We start from the raw sequence: 24,935 nt of genomic DNA on the forward strand, positions 1-24,935 counted from the left end.
ATCCGAAGTTTTGCACTTCGGATTTTCATATTTTTTAGTAGTAATTAATTCACGCTACTTGTTGCTTTGGCTACTTTTATTGAGCAACCTATCGCTTTAGTTTCTTTTTCTTTGATTTCCTCACCTGCAAGTAACGCATCTACAGCTTCTTCAACGTATTTTGTTGTTACAGCCGATGCATCTTTATAATTGTCATCAATAGCACCAATATACTTCACCACATTTCCTTTTTTTGTTTTTTTAAGCACAAACATATGAGGTGTTTTTGTTGCTCCGTACTTAGGGAATACTGTTTGCTCTTTGTCAATTAAATAAGGAAAAGTAAAACCTTTTTCTTTGGCTCTTTTTTTCATCGCATCTAAATCATCATCTGGCTTTATATTAGTATCGTTTGGCATAATAGCTATTACAGGGTAACCTTTAGGTGCATATTTTTTATCTAAAGCTATTATGCGGTCTTCATACATCACAGCATATGGGCATGTATTACAAGTAAATGTAACGATATAACCCTTAGCGTCTTTATAATCTGCTAAGGAAACCATGTTTCCATCGATATTTTTAAGTGAAAAATCTTCAGCTATATCACCAATTTTATAGCCTCCACTGCCACCCGTTTTACTAATGGTAAACGCGCTAATTAGCAACACCATACATGCAGCTGAAATTAATTTGATTGTTTTTTTCATAATAACTTAATTTAAAAATTGTTTTAATTCTGTTTCTAATTCATCATATGTGAATGATTGTTCGAAAAACTTTTTGTTACTGTTTTTATATATAATAGTAGCCGGAATGGATCCAGACCAGGTTTTGTCGACTTTAGGAATCCAAGAATTCATATCAACATCGTCTAAAGCAATTACTTTTGATGCTAGTTTTTTATCCTTTATAAAAGGTTTTAACTTAGTTTCATATAAATGCGGAAAATCCAAACTCACTAAAATAACCTCAACACCTTTGTTCTTATAGTTTTTATTTAGCTTTTCAAAATAGGGTAACTCTTTAACACAAGGGGCGCACCAAGTAGCCCAAAAGTTTACAATATAAATTTTATCGTCTTTTTTGTTTAAGAATTTTTCAAATCCATTAAAATCATAAATTTCTAAATCGTTGCCACTTAAAACAATATCTTTATTCATCACCTCCTTCAAATTATCTGCAACCTGATTTGATTTGTTATCCTGTTTACAACTCACCATTGCAAATAATACAATAAATAGTACTTTTAATTTCATAACGTTAAATTTAATTAATAGTTTGCTTTGTTTCTTATAGTTTAACAAACTTTTAAATAAAAAATGTTTTAAACTTTTGGGTTATATTATTTTCATTTCTATATTTGAACCAATAAAATAAAAAAATGGTAACAATTTTAAATAATACTTGGTGGTGGTGCTTTCGAAACTAACGTTCGTGAAGTAAAACCCTAGTATATTTAAAACTTAAAAATATCCAAAAGGCTTGTCATTCACGACAAGCCTTTTTCTTTGTTCTGAACTTGTTTCAGAATCTAAACGAAAATGAGAAACGAAAAATGAAAAAATTCAGCCTTTATACACATCATAAAAGAATCTTGACGGATACCATTACACCCGTTACAGTTTATTATAAAATACGCGACAAGTATCCTAATAGTATTTTGTTAGAAAGTGGTGATTATCATAGAAGTCATAAAAACTTCTCGTACATCTGTTTTAACCCTATTGCTACTATCAAAGTTGAAAACGAAGTAATTTCTCAAACGTTTCCAGATGGAAGCACTTCATCTTTAAATATTACAGAAGATGTTAATGTAGTTGATGAGATTTACAATTTCACCAAACGCTTTGATACCAAATCTGAAGAAAACTTCAAGTTTATAAATAACGGTATTTTTGGTTATACCGCTTATGATGCTGTTAGATATTTTGAAGATATTGAAATTGGCAAGAAAGACAATTCAGTTGTTATTCCAGATATGTATTATGCAGTTTATCAAAACATTATAGCTATTAATCATTTTAAAAATGAGGCCTATATTTTTGCACACTGTTTCGATGGCGCACCAAATAATATTGATGATATTGATAAGCTCATTAATGTTCAAAATTTTGCCTCTTACAATTTCAATGCTAAAGGCGATATTAAATCCAACTTAACAGATGATGAGTTTAGGGAGCACGTTGAAGTCGCAAGAAAACATTGCCAACGTGGAGATGTTTTTCAATTGGTTTTGTCAAGACGTTTTTCTCAAGAATTTACCGGCGATGATTTTAATATTTATCGCGCTTTAAGAAGCATTAACCCTTCTCCTTATTTATTTTATTTTGATTACGGCGATTTTAAAATCTTTGGAAGTTCGCCAGAAGCGCAGCTTATTGTTGATGACGGTTTAGCTGAAATTCACCCCATTGCAGGAACTTTTAAACGTACTGGAGATGAGCATAAGGACGAAATTTTAGCGGAAAAACTCAAGAAAGACGATAAAGAAAATGCAGAACATGTAATGCTTGTAGATTTAGCCCGAAACGATTTAAGTCGTCATGGAAGCGATGTAAAAGTAGTTACCTATCGCGAAGTTCAATTTTTCTCGCATGTTATTCACTTGGTTAGTAAAGTTACAGGGCAAAAACACAAAAGTACCTCAACCATGCAAGTCGTTGCAGATACGTTTCCTGCAGGAACTTTAAGTGGCGCACCAAAACATATGGCCATGCAGCTTATTGAAAAATACGAAAAAACAAGTAGAGGATATTACGGTGGTGCTATTGGGTTTATGGATTTTGATGGTAATTTTAACCACGCCATTATGATTCGAACCTTTTTGAGTAAAGATTACAAACTTAATTGGCAAGCTGGTGCAGGATTGGTTTCAAAATCGAACCAAGAAAACGAGCTGCAAGAGGTTTACAATAAATTAGGAGCATTGACGAAAGCAATTAAATTAGCAGAAGATATTTAAGATGAAAAAAGTATTAGTTATAGACAACTACGACAGTTTTACTTACAATTTAGTACACTATTTAGAAGACTTAAATTGTGATGTTACTGTAGTGAGAAACGATAAATTAGCTTTGGAAGATGTAGAGCCATTTGATAAAATTGTCTTATCTCCGGGTCCTGGAATACCAGATGAAGCTGGTTTGCTAAAAGCAATAATTAAAAAATATGCAGCTACAAAAAGCATTTTAGGTGTATGTTTAGGACAACAAGCCATTGGTGAAGTTTTTGGTGGTTCATTAATAAATCTCGATGACGTTTATCACGGTGTTGCTACTAACGTAACAATTTGTGTTGAAGACGAATATATTTTTAAAGGTTTAGATAAAAACATTGAAGTAGGTCGATATCACTCATGGGTTGTCAACCCAGAATTACCAGATAGCTTAGAAGCGACTTCATTTGATGCTAACGGACAAGTCATGTCTTTAAGACACAAAACTTATGATGTAAGAGGTGTACAATACCATCCAGAATCTGTATTAACTCCTGAAGGAAAAACGATTTTAGAAAACTGGGTAAATAACTAGAACAAGTAATGAAAGACATTTTAAATAGACTTATAAACCACGAAACCCTTACAACCGAAGAGGCAAAACAGGTTATAGTTAACATATCAAACAATATGTATAACCCTAGCCAAATTACTTGTTTCCTTTCGGTTTATATGATGCGTAGTATTACTATTGAGGAATTAAGAGGATTTAGAGATGCGCTTTTAGAATTATGTATTCCAATAAATCTTAGCGACTATAACGCCATTGATATTGTTGGTACAGGAGGCGATGGCAAAAATACCTTCAATATTTCAACTTTATCGGCTTTCATTACAGCTGGTGCTGGAGTTCATGTTTCTAAACACGGTAATTATGGCGTATCATCTACTTCAGGTTCATCAAATGTCATGGAATCTCTAGGTGTAAAATTCTCTAATGATGAAGGTTTTTTAAAGAAGTGCTTAGATCAAGCAGGCATTTGTATTTTACATGCGCCATTATTTCATCCCGCTATGAAAAACGTTGCACCTATAAGAAGGGAATTAGGCGTTAAAACGTTTTTTAATATGTTGGGGCCATTAGTTAATCCTTCATTTCCAAAAAATCATGTACTTGGTGTTTTTAATTTAGAAGTTTTAAGACTTTATAGTTTTTTGCATCAAAATTCTAGGCATAATTACAATATAGTTTACGCCTTAGATGGTTATGATGAAATTTCATTAACCGGGAAAGCTAAAATCGTTTCTAATCATTCCGAAAAATTATTTTCTCCAGAAGATTTAGGACTAAAAACAATAAAACAAGAAGCTATTTTTGGCGGAGATAGCGTTAAAGATGCAGCTAATATCTTCGTTGATATTATTAAAGGTAAAGGAACAGACGCACAAAACAATGTGGTATGTGCCAATGCAGGATTAGCAATTGCCACTAGCAAACAAATTTCTCATGAAGAGGGGTTTGAAATCGCTAAAGAATCTTTGTTTTCTGGTAAAGCAAAGCAAAGTTTAGATACTTTAATAGGTTTAAGCAAATGAACATTTTAGATAAAATAGTAATCGATAAACGTAAAGAAGTTGATCTTAGAAAAGGATTGATTCCAGTGTCTCAACTTGAAAATTCAGTATTATTCAATAGAAAAACTGTTTCATTGACTTATAAATTACGACACAGCAAATCTGGCATAATTGCAGAACACAAACGACGCTCACCCTCAAAATCGGTTATCAACAATAATTTAAATGTTCAAGATGTGGCATTTGGTTACGAAAATGCAGGTGTTTGTGGTATGTCGGTTTTAACTGATGGAAAATATTTTGGTGGCTCGTTAGATGATTTACTTACTGCAAGAGCTAGTTGCAATCTGCCTTTATTACGCAAAGAATTTATTATTGACGAATATCAAATGCTTGAAGCTAAAGCTTACGGTGCCGATGTTATTTTATTAATTGCAGCGATTTTAACTAGAAACGAAATCAAGAAATTTTCAGAGTTTGCCAAAAGCTTGAAATTGGATGTGCTTTTAGAAGTTCATAACGAAGAAGAGTTACAAAAATCCATAATGCCTTCATTAGATATGCTAGGAGTGAACAACAGGAATTTAAAAACCTTCGATGTGAGCTTAGAAACTAGTAAAAGTTTAAGCAGTAAGATTCCTGATGACTTTGTAAAAGTATCAGAAAGTGGTATAAGTAATATTGAAGCGATAAAAGAATTACTACCTTATGGATATCAAGGTTTTTTAATAGGTGAAAACTTTATGAAAACTGATAATCCAGGGGCAAGCGCCACAGAATTCATAAAAACTTTAGAAGGATGAAACTAAAAGTTTGCGGTATGAAATATCAAGATAACATTAATCAAGTTGCGGCATTGCAACCTGATTATCTTGGATTTATATTTTATGAAAAATCTGCACGTAACTTTGATTCTGAGAGTATTCCTCAATTACCGAAATCCATAAAAAAAACAGGTGTTTTTGTTGATGCCGATCTCGATTTGGTTGTTGATAAAATTAAAAAACACGATTTACAAGCTGTACAATTACACGGAAACGAATCGACAGAATATTGTAAAAAAATTAAATCTGAAGGCATTGAAGTAATAAAAGTATTTTCAATTAAAGATGAATTTGATTTTAGTATTTTAAATCCTTATGAAGGGAGTGTTGATTATTTTTTATTCGACACTAAAGGAAAATTACCAGGAGGTAATGGTTATACTTTTGATTGGAATGTATTAAATAACTATCCTTCCTCTAAGCCATTCTTTTTAAGTGGTGGCATCGGGTTAAATGAAGTTGAAGACATTAAAAAATTTGCAAAGAGTAAAGCTTCAAAATATTGCTATGCTTTAGATGTAAATAGTAAATTTGAAATAGAACCTGGATTAAAAAATATTGAAGAACTAAAAATATTTAAACAAAGTTTGTCATTCTGAACAAAGTGAATAATCTCATGAAAAGATACTTCGACTGCGCTCAGTATGACATAAAAAAAATAATATGAATTACAACGTAAACGAAAAAGGCTATTATGGAGAATTTGGAGGTGCTTTTATTCCAGAAATGCTGTACCCAAATGTTGAGGAGTTACGCCAAAAATATTTAAAGGTAATGGCTGAACCTGAATTTCAAAAGGAATTCAATCAGCTTTTAAAAGATTATGTTGGTCGTCCTTCTCCACTCTATTTTGCTAAGCGTCTTTCGGAAAAATACAACACTAAAATTTACCTAAAGCGTGAAGATTTAAACCACACAGGCGCACACAAAATAAATAATACTATTGGTCAGATTTTGATGGCTAAACGTTTAGGTAAAACTAGAATCATTGCTGAAACGGGCGCAGGACAGCACGGTGTTGCCACCGCTACCGTATGCGCATTAATGGGATTGGAATGTATTGTATACATGGGCGAAATTGATATTGCAAGACAAGCACCGAACGTTGCCAGAATGAAAATGTTGGGCGCTAAAGTTGTTCCTGCACTATCAGGAAGTCGCACGCTAAAAGATGCCACAAATGAAGCCATTCGCGATTGGATTAACAACCCCGTAAATACACATTACATTATTGGTTCTGCTATTGGTCCGCACCCGTATCCAGATATGGTAACCCGTTTTCAAGCGGTAATCTCGGAAGAAATTAAATGGCAATTAAAGGAACAAGAAGGTCGTGAAAACCCCGATTACGTTGTAGCTTGTATTGGTGGTGGAAGTAACGCAGCCGGAACATATTATCATTATTTACATAATCCTGATGTTGGTATTATTGCGGTTGAAGCTGCAGGATTAGGTGTAGATTCTGGTGAAAGTGCAGCCACATCGGTTTTAGGAAAAGAAGGTATTATTCATGGTTGCAAAACCTTATTGATGCAAACTAAAGACGGACAAATTACCGAACCTTATTCTATTTCGGCTGGATTGGATTATCCTGGTGTTGGCCCCATGCATGCACATTTAGCTAAAACGAGGCGTGCAGAGTTTATGGCCATTACTGATGAGGATGCTATGAATGCAGGTTTAGAACTTTGTAAGTTAGAAGGTATTATTCCAGCTATTGAAAGCTCGCATGCCTTGGCCATTTTTGAACAGAGAACCTTTAAACAAGACGATGTTATTGTTGTCAGTTTATCTGGTAGAGGTGATAAGGATTTACAGAATTATATTGAGTATTTTAAAATCTAAATTGTGAACAGAATAAAACAAAAACTAAACGAAGATAAAAAGCTCTTATCTATATATTTTACTGCGGGTTACCCAAAAATTAACGACACGGTTTCAATCATTCAAGATTTAGAAAAAAACGGCGTTGATATGATTGAAATTGGTTTGCCGTTTAGCGACCCATTGGCCGATGGACCTACTATTCAAGATAGTTCTACCAAGGCTTTAAAAAATGGAATGACAACGGAGGTGCTTTTTAATCAGTTGAAAGATATCCGTAAAACTGTGGAAATTCCGTTGATTATTATGGGCTATTTTAATCCCATGTTTCAGTATGGTGTTGAAGCTTTTTGCAAAAAATGTAAAGAAATAGGGATTGACGGACTGATAATTCCTGATTTACCTGTTGATGTGTATCATGAGGAATATCAAACTATTTTTGAAAAATACGGATTGATAAATGTTTTTTTAATTACACCACAAACGAGTGATGAGCGTATTAGATATATAGATTCCATCTCTACTGGATTTATATACATGGTAAGCAGTGCAAGTACCACGGGTGCACAATCTGGTTTTGGTAACGAACAAACTGCCTATTTTGAGCGCATTGCAAAAATGAATCTTAAAAATCCTCAAATTATTGGATTTGGAATTAGTAATAACGAAACCTTTACACAAGCAACTCAATATGCAAAAGGTGCCATTATAGGAAGTGCATTTGTAAAGCACCTTACAAAAAGTGGTGTAAATACAATTGAAAAATTTATTCATGCCATACTAAAAAACTAAAAAAAGGATTATGCAAAAGCATAATCCTTTTAAGGTATAATTTACCATTTTCACTATTTTACCAAGGAGATGCTAAGTATGGAAATGAGCCTAAAAACTCTTTATCATTCTTATCTACATTATCGTCAGAAAATTGTGGAAATTCAGGATTGGTCAATCCTTCTTCTCCCCCAAAAATCAAAATCAGTTCTACTGTAATTACATCGTCTGCAAGCGCTCTTCCTGTTAGCACGTTTGTACCATCAAAAAAAGTAGTTGCACCAACCATAGATACCGTTAGGACATCTGTAGCTAAAGCTGTTGTAAATTGTTCAGCTGTAAAACCTAATGCATTTGTATCTGTTGGATTATTAAATGCTGGACTCAACGCCATTAAATTAGATTGAAACATGGACTGAAATAAAGCACCTTGTTCAGAAGGGATAGTTACATTAAAGTCATCTTTACTGCCCGTAGATACTAAAACCGTATTAATGGCTGGTCTACCCATTTGATCTTCTTGCACCCATGTTGTATTAATAAACGGATTGTCTTTATTATTTTTAAACTGATATGATTTGTTTACAGTTAACAAACTGGCCTCATCATCATTATAATTTTCGTTTTCGCAACTTAGAAATAGTGTAGCCACTGCTACTATTCCTAAAATATATTTCAATGTTTTCATAATTATTCTTTTTAGTTGATTATTGTTTTCTTTTTGACTCTACCCATGCATTTATTGAGCTCGAATTACCTAATAAATGTTTAGGCACTTCTACAACAACTGATAATACATTTGTTCCTGCAAAAGTATCTACACCCTCTTCTAGAAAACCGTCAGCATTACCAGCAAGAATAGCAGAATATTGAGCAAAATCGAAAAAGAAAGGATCGTCTCTTGGTCCTGCAAAATATTTTATACCATCTGATGAAGATTCAATTCGAGGGTTTTGATTGTAATTGGTTATTTTTACAGAATTAACTTCTTGATTTGAATTTGAAGTGCTTACTAAACCTGTTTGATTAGGAGCAATTGGCCCTAAAAAATACATTCGTTTATTTTTTGGAGCTGCTTGAATCACTAAATCTTCAATAGCGTCACCATTGGTGTCAATATTAAACTCAATCATAATGTTTTCATCAAATTGAGCTTTTTTAGTCGCTGAGGGACTTAACAATCCTTGAACATTGGCAACAAACACAATATTATCTGTGTTTTCACCTTGAAAGGCATAAAAGTCTGTGATGTCACTCTCACTGCCTGCTACTGCTGGAGCATCAATATGATCTGCAGCAATAAAAAAAAGGATGGTAGCAACAAGTGCACCAACCTTTACATACGTTTTTAAATTTTTCATTGGATTAATTTTAAGTTATTAAGTAATATTACTTGTAGATGCTTACGTAATTTTTAACAGTACGGTTTTATATTTTTTAAATTCCCTATTTTTTCGTTAAAAACTTAGGTTTTATTCAATGAGAACTTGTAGTTAAAGAATTTTTTATTTACAAAACTTAGAACTTACTAATTTTAAAAGTTGAATATCCCAGTAATTTAATTATATTTAGTTAACCAAATTGGTTAACCAGATTAACAAATGCTATGAAAACAAAATACTTTTTAGTTGCTTTACTATGCTCAGTATCTCAAATTAATGCTCAAATTACGCTTGATGCTGATGGTTCTGGTGGTATGCAAACCTATGATTTAATAAATTCGGTTTTAGCTCCTGGATACGACGCTGTGGAAGAGCCTGATTGTAGTCATACGCCAATTTTTCAGCATATTGACGAACCTTTTGATGCCACTTTAGGCATAGATGTTTTTAGATTTTACATACATGTTGCGACAGATACTGATAGATGTAATGGCTCTACAGATCGTCAACGTAACGAAATAAAAACATACGACAAGTCACCAGACGAACTAAAAGGTGTTGAAGGAGAAACCGTTATTTACAAATGGAAGTTTAAGTTAGATACTGGTTTTCAAGTATCTTCAAGTTTTACTCATTTGCACCAGTTAAAATCTGTTGGTGGTCTTTACGAAAGTATGCCTATGTATACGCTTACAGCGCGGAAATCGTCACCAGATAGACTAGAATTAAGGTATGCTGAAACTAATTCACAATCTACTTTAACACAAGTTCCCTTATCCAACTTTAAAGGTGTTTGGGTTGAAGCCACCGAAACCATAAAATATGGAAATAATTCGAGTCCAGATTCAGGAACTTATTCCATAGAAATTAAAAGAGTCAGTGATTCAGCGGTATTATTAAGTTATACTAACAATGCTATTAAAAATTGGCAAACTAATGCCGACTTTGTTCGCCCTAAATGGGGTATTTACAGAAGTTTAAATAGTCCTTCCGATTTAAGAGATGAAGAAGTCTTATTTGCTAATTTTAGTATTGAAGAAACAGGCACATTATCTTCAACCGATGTAACTCTAAACGAAAAAAAGATACTCATTTCACCACATCCAGCAGGTGATATTTTGACAATTAAAAATTTAGCTCTGGGTTTAAATGAGATTGACATATTCAGTTTAGACGGAAGAAAAATATTAAATAATTCTAACGAAAGCCAAAAAACTGAAAGTTCCATAGATGTTTCATCATTATCAAATGGATCATATATACTGAGCGTTTTAAATGAAAATCGACATAGGCAATCTCAAATGCTAATTATTTCACGTTAAAAAAGGATTATTATGAAACCCATAACTAGAAGGGAGTTTACCAAAAAATCTGCATTAGCTATGGGATTAATTCCTTTAATGAACTTTTCATCTAATTTATTCCAATCGAATAATTTAAACGATACACTCTCCATAAATATTTTCTCAAAGCATTTACAGTTTTTAGATTATTACCAATTGGGTGAAAAAGTAGCTGAAATGGGTTTTCAGGGTGTAGATTTAACGGTACGACCAAAAGGACATGTATTGCCGGAGCATGTTATCAATGATTTACCAAAAGCAATAGAAAATATTAAAAAAGGTGGTTCTCAATGTAATATGATAACCACTGCAATTTCCTCGGCTGAAAATAAAACAGATGTAAATATCCTTAAAACTGCCGCTGAAAATGGCATTAAATATTACCGAACAGATTGGTTTAAGTATTCTGAAAGTCAATCGATGAACGATGATATTCTTCATTATCAACAACAAATAAAAAATTTAAGTTTACTTAACAAACAATTCGGAATTATTGGATGTTATCAAAATCATGCGGGAAGATCTATTGGAGCTTCCATTTGGGAAGTTAAAATGCTATTGGAACTCGCAGAAACCAATTATTTTGGTACTCAATATGACATTCGTCATGCCATGGTAGAAGGTGGGCTTTCTTGGGAAAACGGATTAAAACTTATAAAAGATTCAATAAAATCAATTGTTTTGAAAGATTATAAATGGGAGAAAGTTAACGGACAGTGGTTGCCTATTAATATGCCCATTGGAGAAGGTATGGTAGATTTTAAAAAATACTTTTCTCTGTTAAAAAAATATCAAATTAATGTACCAGTAAGTCTTCATTTAGAGTATGATTTAGGAGGTGCTGAAAAGGGAAATAGAACGTTGACCATCGATAAAAACATAGTTTACAATGCTATGAAAAAAGATTTAAATACCGTTCAACGTCTTTGGCTAGAAAGTTAAAATTGTATCTTCGTTAATTCACAATTTATTCAAACCGAATAAAATAATATTATACTAACAAGCATGCCATTAAATATTGTTTTGATAGAGCCCGAAATACCAAATAATACTGGTAATATAGGTCGTTTAGCATTGGCTTCTGGCTCAAACTTACATTTAGTTAAACCATTTGGTTTTGAGATAGTTGATTCAAAACTAAAACGCGCAGGTTTAGATTATTGGCAACATCTTCAAGTAACCTATTACAATAATATTGAAGACTTTTTTAAAAAAAATAAAGATGAGAAATTAGTGTTCTTATCTAGTCATGGCACAAAAACTCATTGGGATATTCCGTTTGAAGATAATATGTTTTTAATTTTTGGAAAAGAATCTGTTGGTCTACCAAAATCTATTACTGAAAACAATACTTCCGTCTATAAAATTCCTCTATACAGCGAATATGTAAGAAGTTTAAACCTTGCTAATGCTGTTAGTATTGTAGTTTACGAAGGACTGAACAAACTTAGATAACACCTTTAACGTCAAAACCTTACACATTATCTAAAACTTTATTCTTATTTACTATAAAGTTTGAATTATTTAGTTATTTAATTAAATTTGGTTAACCACTTTGGTTTACCAATTATACAGCTATTAAACTAAATTATTATGAAAAAAATTACTCAAAGTCAACATCCTAAATCAAAAAAATTACAAACAGCATTTCTCACTTTAATAGTATTTATATGTGGTTTTAGTGTGACAGCTCAAACAACTTATAATATCAATAATCCTGAAGAATTAGAGGATCAAGCTTATGTAGCAGGAGATATTATTATACTAGCAGATGGTACTTACAACTCTGATTCAACGATCGATTTTATTGGAAATGGAACTGCTAACGACCCAATTACTTTTAGAGCAGAAACCCCTGGAGGTGTTAAATTTACAGGAGGTTTACAACTTAATATTGGTGGTGATTACGTTGTTGTTGATGGTTTTTATTGGCAAGGTGGCTACGGATCTAGTAGTGTGATTGAATTTCGAAATGGCACCGATTATGCTAACCATAGTACCATTCAAAATTGTGTGATGGATGGATTAATAGTTCATCCTGATGATGTCGTAGCTGGAACCAGTGAAAAACATAACTGGATTATGTTATACGGAACTTATAACACCGTAATTAATTGTTCATTTATGAATAAATCAACATCTGGAAATATGGTTCTAGTAGAGCTAGCCTATAATTTTTCAAATGACCCATGTGCCATAGTTGGTCATACTATTAGTAATAATTATTTTTATAAGTATGATAAAATTGATGATAATTTAACTAATGCAGGAGACAGCGAGACGATACGTATTGGTACAAGTTCATATCAACAAGTAGATAGTAGCTGTACGGTTTCTAATAATTATTTTGTTGAAGCCGATGGCGAAAATGAAATTATCACTAACAAAAGTAAAAACAACATCTATACCAATAATACTTTTAGAAGAAGTAGAGGTTCTTTAGTACTTCGTCATGGTTCAAACGCTACAGTTGATGGGAATTATTTTTTAGGTGAAAATGTTGATGGTACTGGTGGTATTAGAATCGTTGATAGCGACCATACCATTACAAATAATTATATTCAAGATTGTATTACTGTTGTTGATCAAGCAAAGTGGAATAATGGGATTACTTTTTTAGGTGGTGGCGCCAATAATTCGGTTCTTTGTTCTGCAACAAATGTTTCAAGCGATTATCAAAAAGTTGAAAACATTTCTGTTTCTAATAACACCATTATAAACACGAACGCTCCTTTGTATTATAATATAGATAAAGGATCAACAGATCCAACAGGTACTGTTTCGAATAACTTAATCTATTTTGCTCCTTCCAACCCAAATATTTCAGACGTTATTTCAGGGGATACACCAACATCTTATGCTAATCTTGGTACAGCGTTAACTTACTCTGGAAACGTTTACACTGGAACTAGTTTGGGTGCAACAAACGCAGGTTTTTCTGAAGAAACTGGAATAACAGCTACTCCTGATGGTGAAATTTTCACATTCTCGGGTACTGGTTCTGCAGGTAAAGGTGCTGATATGGGAGCCTATACACCAACAACAGATGATATGGTTGGTTACGGTATTGGAGCTTGCTTTTTAGATTATTTAGGTAATTCTATTACTGATGGTGATTGTACTATAGTAGTTGGCGATTTTTTAACCGTTAGCAGTTTGCCTGCACTTCCTGCGGCGGCGTCTAGCAACAATGTAACTGTTAATTCAAACGTAAGTTGGACTGCCGTATCAAATGACGCTTGGATAAGTATTGATATTAGTTCTGGAACTGGTAATGCAACGGTTTCTGTTACAGTTACTGAAAATACAGATACAAATAGTAGAACAGGTTCTGTAACTTTTACACAAGATGCTGGAGGTGATGATATTGTAAGAACTTTAAATGTAATGCAAGATGGTGCGGATTTAACCGACTTATACGACCTAATTAATACAGGTTTACCAGGTGACCCTGTTACCATACATTCTTTTTCAAAAGAAGAAGCAAATGGCGTTGACAAGTTTAATTATGCATCAAATACTCTTGACAAAGATACTGGCACCAATTGGACGGCAGATGATGGCGCTATTCTATCAGGAGATTACAAAGGTGATGGTGAGTATGTTATTTACGATTTAGGTGAAGAATACGAACTTGATTTAATACAAATTGCTACAGATGACAAAGCTGACCCTTATGGCTTGCAAGTATTGGTATCTACTACAGGAACAGATCCTTCAGATTTTTCTTTGGTGCTACCAACAACAGGTGATTTATTAATTACGACAACTACAGGAACACGTGATGCTTTTGATCAGTATGAAATCACCACTAACGCGCGTTATGTAAAGTTAATGGGTTACGGAAGGTTTAATACTGCTGGAGATACACGAAAAAGTGTATGGACTAACATTACCGAAATTGAGTTTTTTGGTCAATCAAGTGCGCTTTCAGTGGATGAAAATGATTTGAGAAACAAAGTTATTATGTACCCCGTTCCGGTGAAAGATATTTTGACGTTCAAAAACTTACAAGGTGATGTAAAGAGTATTCAAATCTATACTTTAGAAGGTAGAAAAGTACTAGAGCAATTTATTGATAACTCAGTTACTGAAACGACGGTCAATTTAGCTGCCCTTTCAAACGGTGCTTATCTTGTTAATATTAATAATGGCAATCTTTCGCAACAATCAAAAATGATTCTTGTGTCGCACTAAATATAATTACTGATTAATACTACCCAAAAGTTGTCTAAAAACGAAACACAACTTTTGGGTATTTTTTTAACTATTTATTGTTCTTTTTAAGTATTTCCAAATACATTTTCTCAACTTTAGTTCGTGCCCAAGGAGTTCTTCTTAAAAATTTCAAACTTGATTTAACTGAAGGATTGTGTGTGAAGCAACGAATATTAATTGTGTAACCCATATATTCCCACCCGTAATGCGCCACTAAATCCATTATAATTTGTTCTAGCTTAATGCCATGTAAAGGATTATTAGGTTGAGATTCCATACAAATTAACGCCTTCTATCGTTTCTGCGTCTATCATTGTTACGCTTAGGACGTCGTGATGCATTTTCTTTATTAGAACTTCGGGCGTTGTTATTCCGACGTTGTCCACCTTGTTGCCTTTTCTCCGGCTGTGTGGAAGCATTTGGGTCTGGTTCATAGCCTTCAACAATTTCTACAGGTATTTTTATACCTACTAGCTTTTCGATATCCCGTAAATAAGTAGTTTCATCTGCACTTACAAGAGATAGTGCTTCACCACTTGCTCCTGCTCTACCCGTTCTACCAATACGATGTACATAATCTTCAGAAATGTTAGGTAATTCAAAATTAATAACGTGTGGTAATAATGGAATATCTAACCCACGAGCTGCAATATCAGTAGCCACTAAAACGCGTACACTTCCATTTTTAAAACCCGCTAAAGCCTTTGTTCTGGCACCTTGACTTTTATTACCATGTATAGCTGATGTCGAAATTCCTGCGCTTACCATTTTTTTACATAGTTTGTTTGCGCCATGTTTTGTTCTGGTAAAAACCAAAACTTGCTTCCAGTTGCCCTCAGAAATTAACTTTATTATAAGCCCTGTTTTTAACCCTTTAGCAACACGATATACTTTTTGACTTATCGCATCAACTGTGGTGTTTTCTGGTGTCGCTTCAACCTGTGAAGGGTGATTTAAAATACCATGTGCTAATTTTTTTATCTCCTTTGAAAAAGTAGCAGAAAACATTAAGTTTTGCCGCTTATCGGGCATCATATTTATAACCCGTTCAATATCTCTTAAAAAACCCATATCAAGCATTCTATCGGCTTCATCTAAAACAAATATTTCAATCCGCTTTAGTGATAACAATCCTTGATTTTGTAAATCTAACAAACGCCCTGGTGTCGCAATTAAAACATCAACACCTTGACGAATGGTGGCTACTTGAGGTTTTTGTTTAACACCACCAAAAATAACGGCGCTACGTATATTTAAAAACTCGCTATAAGCTTTAACATTGTTATGCACCTGTGCTGCTAACTCGCGAGTAGGCGTTAAAATTAAGGCGCGAATGGGTCTGAATTTTTGATTTGGATTATCTGAAAGTATCTGCAATAGAGGCAATGTAAAACCTGCTGTTTTACCGGTTCCTGTTTGTGCAGATGCTAGTATATCTTTCCCTTCTAAAATTAAAGGAATGGCTTTTTGTTGAATTGGTGAAGGGGTTGTGTAACCTTGTTTACTGACTGCTTTTAATAAAGCATCAGATAAACCTAATGAGTTAAATGACATAAAAATTATTTGGGCCTATTATGGGCATTTGAAATGACCATCTAATTTTTAGCGTCATTCTTTTATAAGTTGCAAAGTTACATCTAATTAATTGATAAGCTTTATTTAATATTTTTAAATCTAGATATAAACTGAAATCGTCATAAATAACATGGTAACTAGCGTAAGTATTATAACTAAAGGCATAATAAATTTCAACCATTTGTTAAAACCAACTTTCACAATCGCTAAAGAAGCCAAAATTAAACCTGTAGGACTTATAAAATAAAATAACCCTAAACCATATTGATAAGCATTTACAACCACTTCTCTACCTACACCTACACCATCTGCTAAAGGCGACATTATAGGCATTGTAAGTACCGCCATCCCCGAAGATGAGGGAATAAAAAACGATAACCCTGCATAAATAAATGTCATAACATTTACAAACAAGCCTTTGTTCATGCCTTCTGTTACGTTGCTTGAATAATACAATAGAGTATCACTAATTAAACCATCTTCCATTAAAATAGTTACACCTCTTGCAATTCCAATAATAATAGCAACCCCTAATAATTCTCCAGCTCCTTTAACAAAAGTATCAATCAATTTTGTTTCATTCATATTTACAATAATCCCAATAATAACAGCTCCCACAAAAAAAGTAGCTGTCATTTCTGCAAACCACCAATCTAACATAGAAACTCCATAAATCATTACGATAAAGCAAAGTGAAAACACCATTAAAACTAATTTTAAGTTGCTAGTTAATACTACCTTATTGCTTGTATTTAACATGGGAAACATGCTTTCAATCTCTTTTTTCTGGTCATAAATTATTGATTTTGAAGGGTCCTTTTTTACTTTTTGTGCATACCTAATGATATAAATAATACAGATAGTTGTACAAACACCAAACATTAAAAAACGGCCGTAAATTCCTGTTGTCCAATTAATTCCTGCTGCATCAGAAGCTATAATTACGCTAAATGGATTGATGGTTGAAGCCATACTCCCAACAGCGGACCCTACAAAAATTGCCGCTACCCCAACCAAAGCATCATATTTTGCTGCAATAAATATGGGAATAAGGATAGGGAAAAATGCAATCGTTTCTTCAGCGAGTCCAAAGGTTGTACCACCCACAGCTATCAGAAGAGTAACCATAATTATCAAAAGAAATTCTCGTCCTTCCAAGGCCACCGATAACCACGAAATACCACCTTCGAAAGCGCCAGTAGTATTTACAATTCCTATCAAACCTCCTATAAAAAGCACTAAAAAAATGATATCCGCAGCTTGAATAATTCCCTTTATTGGCGACATTATAAACGCAGCCATACCCTGTGGGTTAGCTTTGACCTCTTTGTACGTATTAGGAATATTAATAGGTTTCCAAATATCGCCATTGGTAAATTTCTCCAATGGTATTTTTATTTGAAGCTGGTTTAAAGATTCCTGAGTTGCTTTAATCACCTTACTACTTTCTTCACTTTTAATAGTAAAAGTATTAGCCTCTTTATCATACGCTAGGGTATCAAACTTACCCGAAGGTATTATCCAAGTAAGTAAAGCTACCATGGCAGCAATCAATATTAAAATAGTTTGGGCTGAAGGAAATTTTATTTTGCTCATTTTTTATTATTAAAAATTTTATCTAAAAACTCAAAAACTAGGGTGTAATTTTCTTCGGTATGAAATTCAGATCCACCATGTCCTCCTCCATCAATTACCTTAAAAGACACCTCTGAATCATGTTCTTTATAGCTATTTTCTAACTCGTATGATTGTTTAATTGGAACCTGAAAATCCTTATTTCCGTGCATTATTAAAAGCGGTGGATCGGTATTGTCAACATGAAAAACAGGACTTGCTAACTTTGATAATTCAGGTTTGTTGGCTGGTAAATCACCCAGTAATCTTACCAATATATTTTGACGAGACATAAGGCTGTTTGGTTCTGATTGATGCAAAATCGTCATAAAATTTGTTGGTCCATAAAAATCAATTATTCCTTGTACTTCTGAAGATTCGTTTAAAAAATTACCAACGGTTCCTTCCAATTCTTCATGGTTACTGGTTACTCCTACTAAGGCTGCTAAATGCCCACCAGCCGATGACCCAGCAAGCACAATTTTTTTAGCATCTATATTGTATTCTGAAGCATTTGCCCGTAAAAATCGAATAGCCGCTTTAACATCATGAACTTGGGCGGGAAACTGTGCTACTCCCGTTAATCGGTAATTAATACTGACTAGTGCATACCCTTTTTCAACAAACACCTTAGGCACATTTTTCTTATCACCACTTACCCAACCGCCACCATGAATCCAAACAACCAAATTAGGATTTTTAACACCTTCAGGTGCGAAAATATCGAGTAATAATTCGGTTTCATTTACACGAGCATATTCTACATCAATAAAAGTATTAACTCGAATTGGTGAACTACAACTCACAAATAAAATAGAAAGGGTGAAAAGAATAAAATGCCTCATTAAAAAACAATAGTTTTCTAAATTATGAATTTAAATGACATCTTTAGATTATTATTAAAGATAATCCCTATTTTTAGATACTGATAATAACACTAAAATGAAATTCAAACTCAGTTTTTTACTACTCGCTATGCTATTTATTTCTTGCCAAGAAAAACATAAATCACCTCATGTTGAAAATTCCAAAACCGCCATTGAAACTAACTTATGGTTGGATTACAGCAAAGCATCAACCACCTTTAAATTATGGTCTCCTACGGCGGAACTGGTAAAACTCAACCTATATAAAAATGGTTTTGAAGGCGAGCCTTTTGAAACGCATGAGTTAACGCCATCAATGAATGAGGTATGGACAAAAAAAATAAGTAAAGATTTAGCAGGTACGTATTACACCTACCAAATTATGCTTAACAATAAATGGCTTGAAGAAACGCCTGGTATTTATGCACAAGCCGTTGGTGTAAATGGCAAACGTGCTATGGTTATTGATTTAGAAACCACCAATCCGAGTGATTGGAATAAGGATAAACAACTAGAATTAAAATCACCAAATGATGCTATAATTTATGAGTTACATATAAGAGATATGACAATTCACCCACAATCTGGTTCTAGCATTCCTGGAACCTATTTGGGATTGGTAGAAACTGGTACAAAAGGCCCTAATGAAGTGGCAACAGGTATAGACCATTTAAGAGCATTAGGCATTACGCATGTGCATTTATTACCTACCTACGACCATTATTCAATTGATGAAACCAAACTGGATAAACCACAATTTAATTGGGGCTATGATCCGCAAAACTACAATGTTCCTGAAGGTTCTTTTTCTACAAACCCTTACGATGCGGAAATACGGATAAAAGAATTTAAAACTATGGTAAAAGCGTTTCATGATCACGGTATTGGCGTTATTTTAGATGTAGTTTACAACCATACTGGTAGAACCGAAACCTCTAATTTTAATTTAGAAGCCCCTAATTACTATTATCGTTTTTGGGAAGATGGTAAACCTTCTGATGCCTCGGCATGCGGTAATGAAACAGCCTCAGAAAAAGCTATGATGCGTAAATTTATTATCGAATCGGTTTCTTATTGGGCAAAAGAGTATCATCTGGATGGTTTTCGTTTTGATTTAATGGGAATCCACGATATCACAACCATGAACGCCGTTTCAGAAACCCTGAAAAAAATAAACCCCAATATTTTTGTTTATGGCGAAGGATGGACTGCTGGCGATTCGCCATTACCAATGGAAGAGCGTGCATTAAAAAAACATATTACTAAAATGCCTCAAATAACAGCCTTTAGTGATGATATAAGAGACGGACTAAAAGGCTCTGTTTTTGATGACAAAAGCTCGGGGTTTGTTAGTGGTGCAAAAAACACTGAAGAATCTGTAAAATTTGGTGTGGTGGGTGCCATTCAACACCCACAAATAGATTATCAAGTGGTTAACTACTCCAATGAAGCGTGGGCTAACCATCCTTGGCAATCCATATCGTATGTGTCTTGTCATGACAACCATACGCTTTTTGACAAATTAAAAGTCTCTCGAGAAGATGCTGATAACACAACCTTAATAGCTATGGATAAACTTGCCAATGCCGTGGTTATGACCTCGCAAGGTATCGCGTTTATGCATGCTGGAGCTGAAATGTTACGAACCAAAAAAGGTGAGCATAACTCTTATAATTTACCCGATAGCATCAACCAAATAGATTGGAACTGGAAAGTAAAAAACGCCCATGTAGTAGACTATTACAAAAACCTCATCGCTTTGCGAAAAGCACATCCTGCATTTAGAATGACCTCAGCAAACGAGGTTAGAAAAAACTTGGAGTTTAAAACGGTTAAAGATGGTTTAGTAAGTTACCAAATAGGAAATTATGCTAATGGCGACACTTGGAAAGATATTTTAGTGATTTATAATGCTAACACGAAAGTTTATGATTATGCATTGGATGATGCGTGGCAACTAGCTGTTATTGGAGATAATTTTACTTTAGATGATGGGAAAGCAATAAGCAACATGATTAAAGTACCGGCTATATCTATGCTCATTGCCTATCGAAAATAATTTAAAAAGAGAATGGCGGAATTAAAAAACTAATCTCAACAACGTGTATATTAATAGCTAAACTTACTAACAAACCACTAAAAAAACTCGCTATACTGCATCACTCTAAAATCGAAGGTATTGAAATTAGGGTTTTTAGCTTTTAATTGTTTGTACAATGGTATTTTGCTAATTGAAATATTAGCAGCACCAGAACCTGAGGTTAAGGATACCGTTTTTATAGTTCGACTTGATGGTTTGTATTGCTTTGTGGTACTAGCCAAAACGAATTGATGAATTCTGGGTATCTCGTTGGAAACCAACTCTAACTTTAAACCATAATCTTTAATGTGCTTTCTAAAGAAATATTCTGGTCCGTTTTTACTATTTCCACCCATAAACAACAAGGTATCAATCTTTGGATATTGTTTTAAATAGCCTACTACGTCACGAAGTTTAATGTTTTGCATTCCTAAATCGGATGCATCTATTTTATCACGTTCGGCACTTTCAACTATATCGCAAACCCCTATTTTTTGTTTTATTAAAAACTGTTTACGTTGGGCTACAGCTTCTTGAGAATTGTCGTATCTCAAATTTAGATTATGAATTTTATCAATAAATAACCACAGCGAATTGTAATAACTGCCATAGCAAAAATCGACATCTTTTTCTAAAAGATCTCCAGTTGTAAACCTTGGAGGTGGTAGCGTACCAACAATTAATTTTGTGGTGTTGTTTTGTATAAACGGTTGGTATGGATGTTGATGTTTAAACACTAAAAACTTGACTTACAATTTTAAATTTTGTAACTTATTTCCACAAAAGTAACCTAAATAATTATGGGAAAAGGCGATAAAAAAACTAAACGAGGTAAAATAAACAGAGGTACATTTGGAGCTAGACGACCCAGAATTAAAAAGAAACCTTCTGTTGAAACTAAAATAGGTATTGGTAATAAGGCTAAACCTAAATAGAAATATTGAGTTCTTTTAGCAGTTTTTCAATTTCTAAAATGGTTGCCCTATAAATGCGTTTATTGGGCTTGGTCATGTGTTGCGATTCTTTATAAACCTCTTTTAAAATCTCAACAGCTTCTTCATCTTTTTTTATGCTTAATAAAAACTTTGCCAGAATTAATCGCTCCTCATAATAGGAATATCGTATATCTATTTGCCTTAAATTAGTTTCGGCTTCTTCTATATTGCCAATGCGCTCTAAGGCTAATCCGTATAAAAACTGCGTTCGGGATTTTTTAAACTCTGGATGGTCTTTTATTTTTTCAGCATAATCAATTACCTTATCACAATCTTCTATATTAAAATAAGCTTCAATTAACTGGGTTGTAGCATAAAAGTTGTTTTGGGAGGTGTCTTTTAGAGCCTCTAGATAATGGGGAATAGCATTGTTATAATCTTTTATTTCTAAATAGGCATCTGCTAAATTCAGTCTGTTTTGATAGGTTTCGGCAAATTCTAATCGCTTTTCTAAATCTCTAACCTTTTTTGTTGGATTGATAATGCTGGTAATTTCAGAGGTTATTTTTTCAGCATCACGCTTATTATAAACCTGAGTAATTAAATATATTACACAACCAATTAGCGGTAAAAACAAAATAAGAAATACCCAATAGTATGGATTTCTATTTTTGTACATATGATATATGCAATACCCTTGAAGCGCTAGAATAAGATAATAATACATAGACTATCTTATAAAAACCAAGTCGGTCTCCGTTGACATGGGTTCGCTAAAGTTGTAACCTTCGTAATTAAATCCTTTAATATCATCAATAGAATCAGCATTCGTATCGATAATATATCGTGCCATATAGCCTCGTGCAAGTTTAGCAAAAGTCATAATGGTTTTATACTCGCCGTTTTTTAAATCTTTAAACGTAACATTCACTACGGGTACTTTTAAAGCTTTTGTATCGATAGCTTTAAAATATTCGTTACTAGCAAGGTTTAAGAACAACTCGTCATCTTCAAGTTCTTCATTCAAGGCTGTTGTAATATCTTTTTTCCAGAACTCGTAAAGGTTTTTTTTAACCCCAACTGCCATTTTAGTACCCATTTCTAAACGATAGGGCTGAATTAAATCGGTTGGTTTAAGTAAACCATACAAACCTGATAAAATACGAACCGTACTTTGTAATTTCTCAATTTTATCTTTTGGAATGGTGTAGGCATCAAAACCTCTATAAACATCGCCACTAAACGCATAAATAGCTGGTCTGGAATTATCAGTTGTAAAAGGTAATTGCCACGATTGATTACGTTCGTAATTTAATTGACCTAAAGCATCAGAAATACTCATAAGTTTCGATAAACTTCTAGCAGATTTCTTTTTAAGCAACTTATTTAAACGCTCCGATTGAGATAAAAACTGAGCTTCGGTATGTTGTTTTACTGGTAAAGGTGTTTCAAAATCTAAAGACTTTGCTGGTGATAAAACGAGTTTCATTTGTTTTCTTTTTTGCAATTCAAATTTACAATTACTAATCTACGTTAAAAACCTTTAACTACAAATATTTGTAATAGTCTTATAAACCGAATCTATATTCTTAATTCTCGCTTTATACTAATGAATAAAAAGAATTCTACTGTTTTTTAAGCTCCAATTTTTCGGCAAAATAATCGCAAAAATCTTTCATGGTAGCGCTCATTTTTTCATCTTGAGTGGCTCGGTAAAACGTATCGCTCATCGCCACTAATGTTTGGTGGAAAAAGACTTTCATCTCATCAACAGGCATTTCCTTTGTCCATAAATCTATCCGAAGTGTTTCCTGTGTTTGAGAGTCCCACACAGCAAGCATCATTGCTTTGGCTTCCTCATTGGTTATTCCGCCATCTTGTGCTGTCCAAAACAGTTTTTCTGGCACTCTATTTTCGTCCAATTCAACATTAAGCTCTATTTTCGAAGTGATTGTATTTGCCATTATTTGCGTGGTTTAAACTTTGAGTTATTGAAAATATCTTCGGTACTTTTTGTTAACATATCTCTTAATGTTATGTCGTTTTGTTGCATGTACGCGCGTACTATTTGCCAACCAATATATTGTCCTAATCGCCCTGGTGAATTAGCATCTATGTCTTCTAAATAAAACTTAGTAAAAGGCGCATCAACAATAAATCTACCTGGTAATTTTGAGTCGGTGCTAAACAGTAATTCGCGATCCACAAAATAGCGCCAAATGTAAGATTCATTCGCTATTGCCCAATCCAGTTGATCTTGGTTATAACCTATGCGTTCTGCCTCTGTTTTAAATGGTATCACAACATCTTTAAAATAAAGTAGTTTCCCAAAATAAATCATTTCATCAAGCAATGTTTTACGTGCTGGATGATAGGTATATTTTTCTGCATAAGCTTCAGCTAAATCAACCACAAGTTGTTCTTTATTAAAATGCGCTCTGATGTATTTAGGAATCCCACCATAAAACTCATGCTCACTACCTAAATAGGTATCTAAAGCAATTACAGAAATAGTGTCCGTTACAATTACCTTGTTTCTGTAATCAACATCATTTGTGGTTGTAATAATTCTTGGAGGATGAAACTCTGGAAAATAATATTTTAAATGATTGAATAAAGATTCAATCTCCATTTCAATTTCATTAAAATTAGCAAAAGCTTTATCAACTTCCTTAAATAACTGAATTTGTAAGGTATCATTCTTTTTAGCTAACCAAAATGAATCTTTATATTTTTCAGAAAACATAAACGGGTAAGCTTGCTTTAATTCTGGTAAACTTTCTGCATCAACTTTTGAAAATAGGGTATCAAAGCGTTCTACCTCAATATCCGTATTTATTTTAGCAATTTCATCATTCACTTGATTTTCTTGCTTACATGAAAAAACGAAAATCAAAATTAGAATGAAACTTAATTTAGGGCGCATATAAAACTTAAACAGCATAAATTTTTATTAATTGAGCGTATGGTTTATTTTTGTTAGCAAAGGTACTATTCTTAGATTTAAATTT

The 24,935-nt window shown here is 33.5% G+C and carries 26 protein-coding genes; 13 read left to right on the top strand and 13 right to left on the bottom strand.

The annotated features are described in order from the left end of the window. Window positions 1–44: 44 nt before the first annotated feature. Window positions 45–689 carry a thioredoxin family protein gene (locus tag L3X39_RS07520; RefSeq protein ID WP_237231159.1) on the bottom strand — a complete coding sequence of 215 codons (645 nt, stop codon included), beginning with the start codon at window positions 687–689 and terminating at the stop codon, window positions 45–47. Between the two features lie 6 nt (window positions 690–695). Further along, complete coding sequence (locus tag L3X39_RS07525; RefSeq protein WP_237231160.1) at window positions 696–1,238, bottom strand: TlpA family protein disulfide reductase; 543 nt, start codon at window positions 1,236–1,238, stop codon at window positions 696–698. A gap of 299 nt (window positions 1,239–1,537) precedes the next feature. Here L3X39_RS07525 and L3X39_RS07530 point away from each other — a divergent pair, with 299 nt between their 5' ends. From L3X39_RS07530 to trpA, 7 genes are all read left to right on the top strand, one after another. Further along, window positions 1,538–2,944 carry an anthranilate synthase component I family protein gene (locus tag L3X39_RS07530; RefSeq protein ID WP_237231161.1) on the top strand — a complete coding sequence of 469 codons (1,407 nt, stop codon included), beginning with the start codon at window positions 1,538–1,540 and terminating at the stop codon, window positions 2,942–2,944. 1 nt (window position 2,945) lies between these two features. Further along, complete coding sequence (locus tag L3X39_RS07535; RefSeq protein ID WP_237231162.1) at window positions 2,946–3,512, top strand: anthranilate synthase component II; 567 nt, start codon at window positions 2,946–2,948, stop codon at window positions 3,510–3,512. An 8-nt stretch (window positions 3,513–3,520) separates the two neighbouring features. After that, a complete protein-coding gene (gene trpD / locus L3X39_RS07540) occupies window positions 3,521–4,513 on the top strand; it encodes an anthranilate phosphoribosyltransferase (protein ID WP_237231163.1) in 993 nt (330 codons plus the stop codon). After that, a complete protein-coding gene (gene trpC / locus L3X39_RS07545; protein WP_237231164.1) occupies window positions 4,510–5,295 on the top strand; it encodes an indole-3-glycerol phosphate synthase TrpC in 786 nt (261 codons plus the stop codon). Before trpD ends, trpC begins: the two co-directional genes overlap by 4 nt. Next, window positions 5,292–5,915, top strand: a complete 624-nt coding sequence (locus L3X39_RS07550; protein WP_452124569.1) for a phosphoribosylanthranilate isomerase — start codon at window positions 5,292–5,294, stop codon at window positions 5,913–5,915. The genes trpC and L3X39_RS07550 overlap by 4 nt, the downstream gene beginning before the upstream one ends. A 64-nt stretch (window positions 5,916–5,979) precedes the next feature. Then, complete coding sequence (gene trpB / locus L3X39_RS07555; protein ID WP_237231166.1) at window positions 5,980–7,161, top strand: tryptophan synthase subunit beta; 1,182 nt, start codon at window positions 5,980–5,982, stop codon at window positions 7,159–7,161. Window positions 7,162–7,164: 3 nt separating this feature from the next. Then, window positions 7,165–7,932 carry a tryptophan synthase subunit alpha gene (gene trpA / locus L3X39_RS07560; protein WP_237231167.1) on the top strand — a complete coding sequence of 256 codons (768 nt, stop codon included), beginning with the start codon at window positions 7,165–7,167 and terminating at the stop codon, window positions 7,930–7,932. A gap of 58 nt (window positions 7,933–7,990) precedes the next feature. Here trpA and L3X39_RS07565 read toward each other — a convergent pair whose 3' ends face one another. Together L3X39_RS07565 and L3X39_RS07570 are read right to left on the bottom strand one after the other, a co-directional pair. Then, window positions 7,991–8,599, bottom strand: coding sequence for a DUF4331 family protein (locus L3X39_RS07565; RefSeq protein ID WP_237231168.1), 609 nt, complete (start codon window positions 8,597–8,599; stop codon window positions 7,991–7,993). Between the two features lie 19 nt (window positions 8,600–8,618). Then, a complete protein-coding gene (locus L3X39_RS07570) occupies window positions 8,619–9,272 on the bottom strand; it encodes a DUF4331 family protein (RefSeq protein WP_237231169.1) in 654 nt (217 codons plus the stop codon). A 245-nt stretch (window positions 9,273–9,517) separates the two neighbouring features. Between L3X39_RS07570 and L3X39_RS07575 the strand changes: the two genes are divergently transcribed. From L3X39_RS07575 to L3X39_RS07590, 4 genes are all read left to right on the top strand, one after another. Then, window positions 9,518–10,615, top strand: a complete 1,098-nt coding sequence (locus L3X39_RS07575) for a T9SS type A sorting domain-containing protein (RefSeq protein ID WP_237231170.1) — start codon at window positions 9,518–9,520, stop codon at window positions 10,613–10,615. 12 nt (window positions 10,616–10,627) lie between these two features. Further along, entirely contained in the window at window positions 10,628–11,578 is a 951-nt protein-coding gene (locus L3X39_RS07580) for a sugar phosphate isomerase/epimerase family protein (protein WP_237231171.1), read from the top strand. Between the two features lie 63 nt (window positions 11,579–11,641). After that, window positions 11,642–12,091 (top strand): tRNA (cytidine(34)-2'-O)-methyltransferase, encoded by a 450-nt coding sequence (locus L3X39_RS07585; protein ID WP_237231172.1) that lies wholly within the window; start codon window positions 11,642–11,644, stop codon window positions 12,089–12,091. A 138-nt stretch (window positions 12,092–12,229) separates the two neighbouring features. Beyond that, window positions 12,230–14,833, top strand: coding sequence for a chondroitinase-B domain-containing protein (locus L3X39_RS07590; protein ID WP_237231173.1), 2,604 nt, complete (start codon window positions 12,230–12,232; stop codon window positions 14,831–14,833). A gap of 70 nt (window positions 14,834–14,903) precedes the next feature. Here the strand turns inward: L3X39_RS07590 and L3X39_RS07595 are convergent, their stop codons facing one another. The 4 genes from L3X39_RS07595 to L3X39_RS07610 all read right to left on the bottom strand — a co-directional run bounded on the left by L3X39_RS07595 (window position 14,904) and on the right by L3X39_RS07610 (window position 18,888). After that, a complete protein-coding gene (locus L3X39_RS07595) occupies window positions 14,904–15,131 on the bottom strand; it encodes a VF530 family protein (protein WP_237231174.1) in 228 nt (75 codons plus the stop codon). Between the two features lie 5 nt (window positions 15,132–15,136). After that, window positions 15,137–16,408: a DEAD/DEAH box helicase gene (locus L3X39_RS07600; protein WP_237231175.1), complete on the bottom strand. Its 1,272-nt coding sequence runs from the start codon at window positions 16,406–16,408 to the stop codon at window positions 15,137–15,139. A gap of 120 nt (window positions 16,409–16,528) precedes the next feature. Continuing rightward, complete coding sequence (locus L3X39_RS07605) at window positions 16,529–18,025, bottom strand: YfcC family protein (RefSeq protein ID WP_237231176.1); 1,497 nt, start codon at window positions 18,023–18,025, stop codon at window positions 16,529–16,531. Beyond that, on the bottom strand, window positions 18,022–18,888 hold the full coding sequence (locus L3X39_RS07610; RefSeq protein ID WP_237231177.1) for an alpha/beta hydrolase: 867 nt from the start codon (window positions 18,886–18,888) through the stop codon (window positions 18,022–18,024). Before L3X39_RS07610 ends, L3X39_RS07605 begins: the two co-directional genes overlap by 4 nt. Window positions 18,889–18,985: 97 nt before the next feature. On the opposite strand from L3X39_RS07610, the gene pulA reads away from it, so the two are divergent. Next, window positions 18,986–20,968: a type I pullulanase gene (gene pulA / locus L3X39_RS07615; RefSeq protein WP_237231178.1), complete on the top strand. Its 1,983-nt coding sequence runs from the start codon at window positions 18,986–18,988 to the stop codon at window positions 20,966–20,968. 77 nt (window positions 20,969–21,045) lie between these two features. Here the strand turns inward: pulA and L3X39_RS07620 are convergent, their stop codons facing one another. After that, the gene (locus tag L3X39_RS07620) at window positions 21,046–21,726 is read right to left on the bottom strand and encodes a uracil-DNA glycosylase family protein (protein ID WP_237231179.1); all 681 of its coding nucleotides are present in this window, start codon (window positions 21,724–21,726) and stop codon (window positions 21,046–21,048) included. 63 nt (window positions 21,727–21,789) lie between these two features. On the opposite strand from L3X39_RS07620, the gene L3X39_RS07625 reads away from it, so the two are divergent. Continuing rightward, window positions 21,790–21,924 (top strand): 30S ribosomal protein THX, encoded by a 135-nt coding sequence (locus L3X39_RS07625; RefSeq protein WP_237231180.1) that lies wholly within the window; start codon window positions 21,790–21,792, stop codon window positions 21,922–21,924. Here the strand turns inward: L3X39_RS07625 and L3X39_RS07630 are convergent. From L3X39_RS07630 to gldB, 4 genes are all read right to left on the bottom strand, one after another. Then, window positions 21,917–22,651, bottom strand: a complete 735-nt coding sequence (locus tag L3X39_RS07630) for a hypothetical protein (RefSeq protein WP_237231181.1) — start codon at window positions 22,649–22,651, stop codon at window positions 21,917–21,919. The genes L3X39_RS07625 and L3X39_RS07630 overlap by 8 nt on opposite strands. Window positions 22,652–22,654: 3 nt before the next feature. Further along, window positions 22,655–23,413, bottom strand: a complete 759-nt coding sequence (gene yaaA / locus L3X39_RS07635) for a peroxide stress protein YaaA (protein WP_237231182.1) — start codon at window positions 23,411–23,413, stop codon at window positions 22,655–22,657. A gap of 136 nt (window positions 23,414–23,549) precedes the next feature. Beyond that, window positions 23,550–23,888 (bottom strand): gliding motility protein GldC, encoded by a 339-nt coding sequence (gene gldC, locus L3X39_RS07640; protein WP_237231183.1) that lies wholly within the window; start codon window positions 23,886–23,888, stop codon window positions 23,550–23,552. After that, window positions 23,888–24,850, bottom strand: a complete 963-nt coding sequence (gene gldB, locus L3X39_RS07645) for a gliding motility lipoprotein GldB (protein ID WP_237231316.1) — start codon at window positions 24,848–24,850, stop codon at window positions 23,888–23,890. Before gldB ends, gldC begins: the two co-directional genes overlap by 1 nt. Between the last annotated feature and the right edge of the window lie 85 nt (window positions 24,851–24,935).

The sequence above is a fragment of the Flaviramulus multivorans genome (assembly GCF_021728415.1).
Classification (GTDB): domain Bacteria; phylum Bacteroidota; class Bacteroidia; order Flavobacteriales; family Flavobacteriaceae; genus Sabulilitoribacter; species Sabulilitoribacter multivorans.